Genomic DNA, 3821 nt, shown 5'->3' on the forward strand with positions numbered 1-3821 from the left:
CAGGACATTCCACCTCGAGTCAAGCACTTACGGAGTTGATAAATGATACCCAAAAAACAACTATCTCTTCACGTACTATACGTTGGCACATGAATAAGCTGGGTCTTATGAAGATAAAAAAGACTCTTCCGAAATTAGTTGTTGATTGTCGCAGTCTGATCCCAAGAAAATGCCAAGTTATTTTACCAGTTCAGGATAGAGGTAGGGCCCGGCAGTCATAAAACCATCAGGCCCTAAGCAGACAGCAGTCTACCGCACTGAGCTATCCCTTGACATCGGGGTCCCCCCTCGTATGCCTCCGTTTTACTCAGATATCTCTATTTGGTCGCAATTGTAGATTAATTCGGCGCTGATGGTTTTTTCCTGTCTGTAAAAGGCTTCAGCCAAAAGCAGTGTGCCCATATTCATGATTTGACGTCGGTTCCCCCTGCAATGGGAAGACATGATGCTTAACGCATCAGGATCAAACAAAGTTTCAGGGGCGCCGCCATTGGATATCCTGAATTTTATGAACTCAAGGCTTTCATTGTCATTCAGGCCATTCAAATTAAATTGCCCAGTGAGCCGGGTTCTGACGGATGCCATAATTTGCAGTGAAAGTTTTTTTTCAAGGGTCTCATCTCCCACAAGAATAAAACTTGCCCCCACTGTTTCCTTGAGAGGATTAAACATCAGAGAACAGATATCCATCAAGGATTCCTTTTCCACCAGATGGGCATCATCAATAACAAATACCGGGAACACGCTTCGGTTTTCCGATGCCATGTTCATGATCTGTTTTTGTAAGTTAATCAGCAATGGCACAGTTCTGCCATTGGTATCCACACCGAGCACATCTGCAAGGGCTTTAAGCATACCATTGCGCTGCAACCCTCCATAATGGACCAGAGAAGGCTTGTAACAATTCACATCAAGCCGGGATAAAATATAATGGATCAATGTAGATTTTCCTGCACCGGACAGTCCGGACAGGGCAAAACTTTTACCTGTTGAGATCAAAGACAGCGCAGTTCTGTAGAACCGGTTGTCCTGCTCTCCCAGATAAGGGATTTTCAATCGGTATGTGTCTGCAAACGGATGATATTTATAATTAAAAAATTCTGCAGGGGATTCTCCATGGTTCAGCATAATACCTCCTATTGGTTTGGATGTTCAAATCGTCTTGCATTGGCACTGAGGTCAAGGATACGCGCCTTTTTCATTTCATCACCGTAATAGATGCAGGTTCTGTCCCACGGCATATAATAAATCGTCACCCTGGAACCTGGCAGGCACCCGGGGACTTCATGTCTGATTTTTTTAAAGTGGATGGTGCAATCATTGTAAACCCTGCACCGCCGTTCCATCCTGAACAGAGATTCAATGTCAATTGATGGCCCAAGAGTACGACAAAGATTTTTGGTTTGCAGCCTTTTTTGCAAAGGTGAACACGTAAGAGATGAGTGCAGGGTTTCGTGATATCTGCCAACCCATATTTTAAAAGCATCGTTGACCTGTTTAACGGTTTTAAATTTATCACAAAGAAACTGATCTCTGACAGTTCTGAAGAACCTCTCTACTTTGCCCCGGCCCTGAGGGACGAACGGCGGAGTATGGACTAAATCAATCCCGTTCCTGGCACAAAGTATTTTCAAGTGTCGGCTGACATAAGCCGAACCATTGTCGGTATAAAATCGTTGTGGAATTCCAAACCTTCTAACAGCTCCCATAAGATCATAGATTAAAGGTTCTACCGATTCAGTGAGATAAAATCCACCATGGACAATAAAACGGCTGCTGTCATCCAGAATGACGTGGAGATAAGTTTTTTGTTTTTTCCGATCTTTGAACAATTTGGGACCATGGAGAAAATCGGCTATCCATAATTGGCCAAAATGATCAAAGGCATAGGGTCGTCTCATTTCCTGATGAATATGCGGATCTCTCTGCAGGTTATGGGCTTTTGCAAACCTGTAAATACTGGATCTACTGGGTTTGTGGCCGTTCCATTTGCCAGTTTGACCCAATTCCTTGATTGTTCTGGCAAGGGTCCATCTTGGATGTTCCTTACGTATGGTAACCATTGCATAGGCTATATTGTCAGGGATTTGGTGTTTGCCTTTATCAGATCTTGTTTGACCTGTTAGAGCTGGTAATCCTCCACCAATATAACGGTATAGCCATTTCCTAATGGTTTCTGCACTCAGGGTGATATGAGATCCATTGGGGTGAACGTACCGCTGCCAGGATGCCTGGTCAAGCAATTCTCCTGTTGGTAGGCTATTGGCATCCCTGTGCAAAAGTGGACTGATAATCCCGTAACGCCATAAACCCAGTTCAAATTTCTCGTCATTTTGTTCTATCATTCGATCCTCCTGTATTAAAAAATTAACTTCATGAAGAATCGTTTAACAAAGTGACTGCTTTTATTAAATATACGTTTTGTGTTGGTGTTTTTTTACCTAAACCTTTCCGGGTAAAAAGCCCAGGAAAAATCCCTGGTAAATGATGCCCAAAATTTACCAGAAGACAAACAGGGGGAGGGGCGAATGTCATATTCCTGCCTGAACCAATTCCGGATGCTCAAGGCTTTTTTTATCCACCGTTGCATCCGTGGCCAGTTACTGCCGGTATGCCTGGCAATTTTAGCAATAGTTTCTCCTTGCTCATACATTGTAAGGACATACATTAACATGCATAAAGATGCCCGGATTATTGGCAACAAGGCATGAGGAAAAATTGAAAACGTTTTTCGTGGACATAAATCATTATCACAGCGAAAGCGCTGGATATTTATCAATTCATCATTAAACAAATACCGGCTGTAAAAGCCCCATTTTATATAGGCATGACGGTTCCCGCAGTGGGGACAGCAGATAAGTGCTACACAATTTTTTCTTGTAATTTCTGACAAAACAGTTATCAATGAATCCCAGGTTCGGGGCATATGTTCCTCCTCTTTGTTTTGAAATAAGCCAATATTTCATTGAGGGTATAACATATGCCCCCCCTCTTATCCCCCCAAAAAGGGGGGAGGAGGATAAAAGGCATAGGGCGGTCCTGCTGGCTGCTTTAAAAAACGATGGATTTTCTTATCTTTTAATACCTGATTTTTTTCACTTTGGTAATGTAACTTGGGAATTTATGCGGTATTTTGGGGATATTAAAGCGACTCTCTACAAATAATTGGAACAACTGCAATTCCTTTCTTTTTCTTTAATTCTAAAGCCTTTCTTTTTTCTTCTATGCAAGCTGGTGATGAGAGAAAACTTGCAGAGATAAACAAACAAATGATATCTGCATTTTCCAATTTATTGTCTATATCATTTTGAAAGTCTTGACCTGGTATTATTTTTCGATCATACCAATCCTCTATCAAGCTATTGTTTTTTAATGGTGTAATGTGTTTTATGAACTCTTTTATGTGTTCTTCGTCAAGATGCGAATAACTGATAAACAGCTTTAATTTTTCATTTTGTTTCATAGTATCATTCCTCTTTTTTTATTTTCACATTACCACTTATCACTTTAGTAACAATACTCTACACATAACCAGTTAGTATATAGTTTCTGTCTAATATCAAATTTAAAACCACTTGACGAATAAATGTTGATTTTCTTATAATTTTTGAATGTGTTTTTAAAACAACTTTATCTGTCCTGGTACGTCGGCTTTCTGTTTCTTTTTGGTTTTTCCTTTTACGTGCAGACCTAAAGCTCACATCACCTTCCTGAATTTGAAATCAACTACCTGATGGATTTTTTTAAAATCGGAGATATTTGCCGTCACAACTACCGCCCCTATCTGCCTTGCAAGCAATGCAATGGAAACGTCGTTGTAG

At 40.9% G+C, this 3821-nt stretch carries 4 protein-coding genes; all 4 read right to left on the reverse strand.

The window, feature by feature from the left end; translation table 11 throughout:
• Positions 1-303: 303 nt before the first annotated feature.
• Positions 304-1128: an ExeA family protein gene (locus tag QAI40_RS17025; protein ID WP_304511925.1), complete on the reverse strand. Its 825-nt coding sequence runs from the start codon at positions 1126-1128 to the stop codon at positions 304-306.
• 8 nt (positions 1129-1136) lie between these two features.
• The gene (locus tag QAI40_RS17030; RefSeq protein ID WP_304511926.1) at positions 1137-2345 is read right to left on the reverse strand and encodes a DDE-type integrase/transposase/recombinase; all 1209 of its coding nucleotides are present in this window, start codon (positions 2343-2345) and stop codon (positions 1137-1139) included.
• 92 nt (positions 2346-2437) lie between these two features.
• Positions 2438-2926 (reverse strand): hypothetical protein, encoded by a 489-nt coding sequence (locus QAI40_RS17035; protein ID WP_304511927.1) that lies wholly within the window; start codon positions 2924-2926, stop codon positions 2438-2440.
• Positions 2927-3142: 216 nt separating this feature from the next.
• Positions 3143-3463 (reverse strand): toll/interleukin-1 receptor domain-containing protein, encoded by a 321-nt coding sequence (locus QAI40_RS17040; protein ID WP_304511928.1) that lies wholly within the window; start codon positions 3461-3463, stop codon positions 3143-3145.
• Positions 3464-3821 lie beyond the last annotated feature (358 nt).

Source organism: Desulfobacula sp. (genome assembly GCF_030611305.1).
Classification (GTDB): Bacteria; Desulfobacterota; Desulfobacteria; order Desulfobacterales; family Desulfobacteraceae; genus Desulfobacula.

Coding starts and splice junctions, on each gene's coding strand:
- QAI40_RS17030 (WP_304511926.1), bottom strand. CDS start 2,345: ATGATAGAACAAAATGACGAGAAATTTGAACTGGGTTTATGGCGTTAC.
- QAI40_RS17035 (WP_304511927.1), bottom strand. CDS start 2,926: ATGCCCCGAACCTGGGATTCATTGATAACTGTTTTGTCAGAAATTACA.
- QAI40_RS17025 (WP_304511925.1), bottom strand. CDS start 1,128: ATGCTGAACCATGGAGAATCCCCTGCAGAATTTTTTAATTATAAATAT.
- QAI40_RS17040 (WP_304511928.1), bottom strand. CDS start 3,463: ATGAAACAAAATGAAAAATTAAAGCTGTTTATCAGTTATTCGCATCTT.